Source organism: Pseudopedobacter sp. (assembly GCF_040392825.1).
GTDB lineage: Bacteria > Bacteroidota > Bacteroidia > Sphingobacteriales > Sphingobacteriaceae > Pseudopedobacter.
Genome location: NZ_JBEBVH010000014.1, coordinates 22,603 through 29,114 on the forward strand (window position 1 = coordinate 22,603; position 6,512 = coordinate 29,114).

Below are 6,512 nucleotides of genomic sequence, written 5' to 3' on the forward strand. Positions count from 1 at the left end.
CATGAAAATTTTAGTGACTGGAAGCGCAGGCTTCATTGGTTTCCATTTGGTAAACAGTTTATTGCAAAGGGGAGACGAAGTTATAGGAGTAGATAATCTAAACGATTACTATGACGTCAATTTAAAGTATGCCAGATTAGCGCAGGTAGGTATTTACCAGGAAACAATAACATATAGAAAAGAAATTCAAAGTTCGCTTTCAAAAAACTACACCTTTGCAAAGCTTGATATTACTGATAGCGAAGGTTTAAACGTCTTATTTGAAAAACACAAATTTGATGCGGTCTGCAATCTGGCAGCCCAGGCTGGAGTAAGATACAGTTTAGTTAACCCCGGAACCTATATAGAAACAAATATTAAAGGCTTCCTAAATATATTGGAATGCTGCCGGCATTTTAACGTAAAGAATTTAGTCTATGCAAGCTCGTCCAGTGTGTATGGATTAAATAAAAAAATGCCTTTTGATGTAAAAGATAATGTAGATCATCCGGTTTCCCTTTATGCTGCGTCTAAGAAGAGTAACGAGTTAATGGCTCATGCCTATAGTCATTTGTTTAATATTGCTACTACCGGTTTAAGATTTTTTACTGTTTATGGACCGTGGGGTAGGCCAGACATGGCAGGATTTTTATTTGCGAAGGCAATTTCTGAAGGAAAACCTATCCAGGTGTTCAATAACGGAAATATGAAGCGTGACTTCACTTATATTGATGATATTATAGAAGGCGTTATCACAGTAATAGATAATCCTAATTATAAAGGAACCGACACATGGAGTGGTTTAGTACCAGATCCTTCCCGTTCTAAAGCGCCATATCGTGTGTTTAATATCGGGAGGGGCAATTCTATCGACTTAATGAGCTTTATAACCGAAATTGAAAACAATTTAGGAACAACTGCAATTAAGACTTATTTGCCGCTACAAGATGGAGATGTGGAATGCACCTGGTCTGATGTCAAAAACCTAAAAAGAGAATTTGATTATGAACCAAAAGTATCTGTAAAAGAAGGTGTGAAAAAGTTTACAGATTGGTATAAAACTTACTACTTAAATCAACACGAACATCATATCGCTGTTTAAACATGTAAATATTACTTTTAAATGACTTTTAAATGATATTTGAATGACGCGATATGACCAATATCAGGGAATTTTAAATTGTTATTTCTTATAATAAAGTAACAAATTTGATACATTAAAACAAAAACAATTATTTTTTTTGAGCAAGATATTGTTGGTATTTTGTTTGAATTTTAGATTTTAAAAATAACATTTTTATTCAAATTTTCTCTTATGTAGAATTAATATAGTTTAGTTGTTTTTCTGATTAAATTTTCTATTTATTTAAATCAAATTTTCATTTACAACACCGAATGTCATATAAATAAAAAATTGTTTTCCTAATTCTTTGAGGTGTATCCTATGGCTTTAGAAGCCGTTTAAAGGAAGTATCAAAAAAGAATTAAAAAATGACCAGAAACAATTTTAAAAACCGAACACTTATGTCGTCGTTTTTATTAGCATTACTTCTTTTTTCTCAATGTCAAAAAGAGGCAAATGAAATTACAAATCTCGATGAAGAAAGTGCCAGGAGAAAAACAGAAACAACAGTAGCCTCTTCAGTTAGCGGACAAACTAAATTAGATTTAACTAAGGGCTATAAAGAATCCAGTTACGCTTATTATGTAGACATTCCAGAAGTTGGAGATTCTGAATCACAACCTACTGCATCAACTTTAAAATTATTTGAAAACGGAAAAGAAATTGGCCCGGCACATGCTTTACACAGAGATATAAGAAATATTGGAGGTGGTAGGTTTAGCCATTGGGGCACAAGTTTGTACTTTTCTGCTTCGGATAATACAAATCCGCTAACTAATGGAAGAGTATATTCCTATACTTATGGCTCAGGCGATAATAAGACGGACCAGTCCCCGTCTGCTAGTATTCCGGTAAATGGTGAATATCCTATTGGTTTCGCTTCTGTAAATGGAAAAACAACCGGAGGTCAGGGGGGCAGGACTGTGACTGTGACTACTTTAAAAGATTTTACTAATGCAGTCGCTTCTTCAGAGCCATTAATAGTTCAGGTTTCGGGTAACTTTAAAGGTACCGGAATGATTAAGGTAAACTCTAACAAGACCATTTTAGGAATAAATGGAGCCTCCTTAGAAGGTGTAGGTTTAGCATTGTTTGAGGTGAATAATGTGATTGTAAGAAATATGAAAATCAGCAATGTTGTTGGGGCAGATTGCGTTACAATAAAATTTGCCTCACATCATATATGGATTGATCATTGTGAGTTTTGGCATGACAGAAATCACGGTTGGGATTATTACGATGAATTATTAGAAGTCACAGACAGATCGGATTATGTTACTATATCATGGAATAAATTTCATGATAGCCATATAGCATTATTAATTGGTAGCGGAGATAATCAGACTACTGATATAGGTCATCTCAGAGTTACACTTCATAATAATTATTTTTACAATAATTCAGAAAGACAACCTTCTACAAGATTCGGCTATATTCATTGTTTTAATAATTACATTTCTAATGGAAGCGGTTATGGAATAGGTGTTACAATGAATGCTACAGTTAGAACAGATAATAACTATTTCGAAAATCAGAATACTCCGATTAAGACCGATTACAATGCGAAGCCAGGTGTAGTTAGTGGTGCAAATACAAATATTTATAAAAATTCCGGAGCAAATAAAATAACCACAGCAGCCTCTACCTGGTTGCCAGATTATGAATATAAATCTGCGTTAATTGCTGCACAAGATGTTCCAAGTGTAGTGAAAAATGGAGCAGGACCAAGATAGTTTTTCATAATAAACAAAAAGAAAGAGATGTCTAAAAAGTAAAAAGAGTCGTTCAATACCAAACTTATTGGCTCTACTTTTTAGACAATCCTCTTTTAACCATTATAAAGTGTATTATTTGATTAAAAAACTACTAATTTCAACTATTTTGACCGGTTGAGTTAAACAGTACAGTAGTTATGCTACTTTTTATTCTTAAGACCTTCTACTGCAGCTTTATAGATTGCAGTTCAGAAAAGACCATTGAACCGTTCCAAGGTATTTTATAGCCTATTTGATACTTATATTTTAAAATGTCATGTATTAAATGCCTGATTTTACGATCTGATTTATCTTCTATGTAAGCTACCCAACTATATATCTATACACCTCTTAACCAATTAAAAACCTATGAAAAATATAGAAAGGATACTAATTGTATGCGATTCTTCTAAATCTCTATTAGACTTTAGAGGTAAGCTTATAGAAGCGCTGACGATTAATAACGAAGTTTGGGTATTCACTCCCGAGATAAAACAGCATAATGTACGTTATATGTTAAATGCTCTTGGAGTTCATATTCAAGAGAATACTCTTGAATCTAGTAATGTATCCGTATTTTCCGATATACGTTATATTATTCAGTTGTATAAACTGATAATAAAATTAAGACCGACTGTTTGTTTTTCTTATGCTTTTAAGCCCGTGATATATAGTAGTTTAGTTGCTACGTTTTGTAATGTTTCTAACATAGTACCTATGCTAACGGGATTGGGCTACAATTTTTCGCAGAATAATTCAAAAAAAAGACTTGTTTCCATTATTACAAAATATCTTTTAAAATTAAGCTTAAGCTCAAAAAACACTAAAATAGTGTTGCAAAACAAAGATGACTATAAGACTTTAGTTAATGAGAATATTATATCTAATAGACAAAAAGTCTTTGTAGTAAATGGTTCAGGTGTAGATTTAAGTCATTATAATTTCTCAAAACCAACATTAAAGACTTGTAACTTTCTAATGATTTCCAGGTTAATCAATGCGAAAGGAGTCAGGGAGTTTTATGAGGCGGCAAAAATTGTTAAAGAAAAATATGATAATGTATCTTTCACCCTAATAGGAGCTTATGACAATAATATAGATGCAATAGATAAAATGCTCTTCAATGAAATAAAAGCAGGCAATGTAATACAATATTTAGGCGAAGTTGACGATGTTAGACCATACATAAGGGCCTCTGCTGTAGTTGTTTTACCTTCTTATTATGGAGAGGGAGTTCCCAGGTGTTTATTGGAAGCAATGGCTATGGGAAGAGCAGTTATAACGACTGATTCTGTAGGATGCAGAGAAACTGTGAATTTAGAAAAAGAGCAACAGACAGGCTTTTTAATCCCTGTGAAAAATGCTTTTGAACTGGCCGATAAGATGTTACACTTCTTGTCGACGCCTGGCGATATCATTTCTTTTGGACAAAATGGATATAAATATGTCGCAGATAAGTTTGATGTCTACAAAGTCAATAAACATATGGTTTCTATTATAGAAAACAATGGCAACTCAAGAGAATACCCATTCACACCTGTGTTGTTAAATTAAAACAGGCATCAATCAGTCTTAACGTAGATTGACTTTAATCAATATAAACTTTCCAAAAAATTGTAATCACTCATGCGACACTACGCCAGACGAGTAAAGGCAATTGGCGGCTATATAGAATTGCAGTTGCCATCAGTAGAAGAGTATTATCCTGATTTAATCAAGTTAAATACAGCTAGAAATGCCTTTGAATATATTCTGCGAGCAAATCAATTCTCTTTGGTTTACTTACCCTATTATACTTGCGAAGTACTTTTAGAACCTTTAAAGAAATTAGGAGTTCCATTCCATTTCTACACAATTGATAAAAATCTGGATCCTATAATAGATTTCAGAATGCTGCCTACAGAATGTTTACTTTATACTAATTATTTTGGAATTAAAGAGACAACAGTAAATAGATTAAGCAGGTCTGTAAAGAATCTGGTTATAGATAATTCTCAGGCATTCTTTTCGAAGCCCCTAAAAGGAATTGATACGTTTTACTCCTGTAGAAAGTTTTTTGGAGTTTCTGACGGAGCCTATCTGCAAAGCAATAATCTAATGTCTACCAAATTAGATAGAGACATTTCTGTATTAAGAATGTCCCATTTAATAAAAAGTATAGACTTAGGCATAGAGGACGGCTATCAGGATTATCTGGATAATAACAACTTGCTTTGCAATGGTCCTATTAAACTCATGTCTAAGTTAACACAGAGAATACTTTCCGGAATAGACTATGAGAAATGCAGGTATATAAGAACCCAAAACTTTAAAATTATTCATGATGGCTTAGGACGGTATAATACGCTGTTCATTAATATGGAAAATATTGATGGACCAATGGTGTACCCCTTTTTGATAGATAAGCGAATTAAGAAAAAACTGATAGATAAAAGAATATACGTTGCTACATATTGGCCAAATGTATTGAAGTGGACAAGCGAGAAAATGTTTGAAAATTACCTAACCGAACATCTCGTTGCTATTCCTATAGATCATAGGTATGATGGAGAAGATATGAATCGAATCGTAAATATAGTGAAGCAAATAATATGAATAATTCTGTTTATTTAAGAGAGCTTAATTTGGAAGATGCTCAAACGTTGTACAAGTGGAGAAACGATCCAAAAATATGGAAGTTTACCAAGTTTCGTCCGTTGACAGAAATTACCCTGGAAACTGAGACTAAATGGCTTAAGAAGGTACTTAGTAATAAAAACGAGTATAGGTTTGCAATTTGCCTCAGAGAAAATGAGAGATATATAGGTAATATTCAGCTTATAAACCTCAGTGATGAAGATGCGGAATTGCATCTCTTTATTGGCGAAACCACGTTATGGGGTAAAGGTATAGGTAAATCGGCGGTAATTAAAGCATTGGATTTTGCTTTCGACGAGCTCCATTTAAATATGGTTAAACTGGAGGTGCATAAAGAAAATACAAATGCAAAAAAAATATATCATTCATTAGGGTTTAAACAAGACGGAAAGAAAGATCAGAGTCCTTTTTTCTGGATGAATCTTAATGCGAGAACCTATCAAAGAATTAGAGAAAGAAATCCAGTTGTAGTTGCTTGCTATGTGTGATTTGTTTTTTTAATTATATACTTAATTCCCCTTAAAGTTTTACAAATACCATAAATATGATACATCTAATTGCAATCAGTGAGAAAAGACAATGGAGTAAATATTTAGATAGTGCTTTAGATACAGCTTTTTGTCAAACTCATGATTATCATCTTTTAGAAAAAGATAAAGAAGCTTTTTTGTTTGTTTACGAAGAAGATTGGGGTTTTATAGCTATTCCCTTTCTTAAGCGCCTTATTCCAAATACGGTTTATTATGATCTAACATCTGCATATGGTTATGGAGGCCCGATTTCTAATCTGAGGATTAGTGATTTAGGTAGAGACATTATTGAATCTTTCGAAAGAAGCTTTCTGTCGTTTTTAACAGAAAATAATATTGTTTCAGTTTTTCTGAGATTAAACCCGTTTTCAGAACAAAATAATCTTTTTAAAGGGTTAGGAGGTCTGTTTCCCAATGGACGAACAGTTGCTATTGATTTGACTTTAAGTGCTCAGGATAGAAGGCGCAAATATCGAGAAAATGTGAAAG

General features: G+C 33.0%; 5 protein-coding genes and 1 pseudogene. All 6 read left to right on the forward strand.

Features of this window, described 5'->3' with window-relative positions; all coding sequences use genetic code 11:
* The first annotated feature begins 1 nt into the window (after position 1).
* Complete coding sequence (locus ABWO41_RS02045; protein WP_353132652.1) at positions 2 to 1,081, forward strand: NAD-dependent epimerase; 1,080 nt, start codon at positions 2 to 4, stop codon at positions 1,079 to 1,081.
* Between the two features lie 422 nt (positions 1,082 to 1,503).
* Positions 1,504 to 2,835: a pectate lyase family protein gene (locus tag ABWO41_RS02050; RefSeq protein WP_353132655.1), complete on the forward strand. Its 1,332-nt coding sequence runs from the start codon at positions 1,504 to 1,506 to the stop codon at positions 2,833 to 2,835.
* A 390-nt stretch (positions 2,836 to 3,225) separates the two neighbouring features.
* A complete protein-coding gene (locus ABWO41_RS02055) occupies positions 3,226 to 4,410 on the forward strand; it encodes a glycosyltransferase family 4 protein (protein WP_353132658.1) in 1,185 nt (394 codons plus the stop codon).
* A gap of 72 nt (positions 4,411 to 4,482) precedes the next feature.
* Complete coding sequence (locus tag ABWO41_RS02060; protein WP_353132661.1) at positions 4,483 to 5,451, forward strand: hypothetical protein; 969 nt, start codon at positions 4,483 to 4,485, stop codon at positions 5,449 to 5,451.
* Entirely contained in the window at positions 5,448 to 5,981 is a 534-nt protein-coding gene (locus ABWO41_RS02065) for a GNAT family N-acetyltransferase (RefSeq protein WP_353132664.1), read from the forward strand. Before ABWO41_RS02060 ends, ABWO41_RS02065 begins: the two co-directional genes overlap by 4 nt.
* A 56-nt stretch (positions 5,982 to 6,037) precedes the next feature.
* Positions 6,038 to 6,512: pseudogene (locus tag ABWO41_RS02070) on the forward strand (GNAT family N-acetyltransferase); the annotation flags it as partial.

What these genes read in the sequence shown, in the direction of transcription:
- ABWO41_RS02045 (WP_353132652.1), top strand. Translation starts at nt 2, where the DNA reads ATGAAAATTTTAGTGACTGGAAGCGCAGGCTTCATTGGTTTCCATTTG.
- ABWO41_RS02050 (WP_353132655.1), top strand. Translation starts at nt 1,504, where the DNA reads ATGTCGTCGTTTTTATTAGCATTACTTCTTTTTTCTCAATGTCAAAAA.
- ABWO41_RS02055 (WP_353132658.1), top strand. Translation starts at nt 3,226, where the DNA reads ATGAAAAATATAGAAAGGATACTAATTGTATGCGATTCTTCTAAATCT.
- ABWO41_RS02060 (WP_353132661.1), top strand. Translation starts at nt 4,483, where the DNA reads ATGCGACACTACGCCAGACGAGTAAAGGCAATTGGCGGCTATATAGAA.
- ABWO41_RS02065 (WP_353132664.1), top strand. Translation starts at nt 5,448, where the DNA reads ATGAATAATTCTGTTTATTTAAGAGAGCTTAATTTGGAAGATGCTCAA.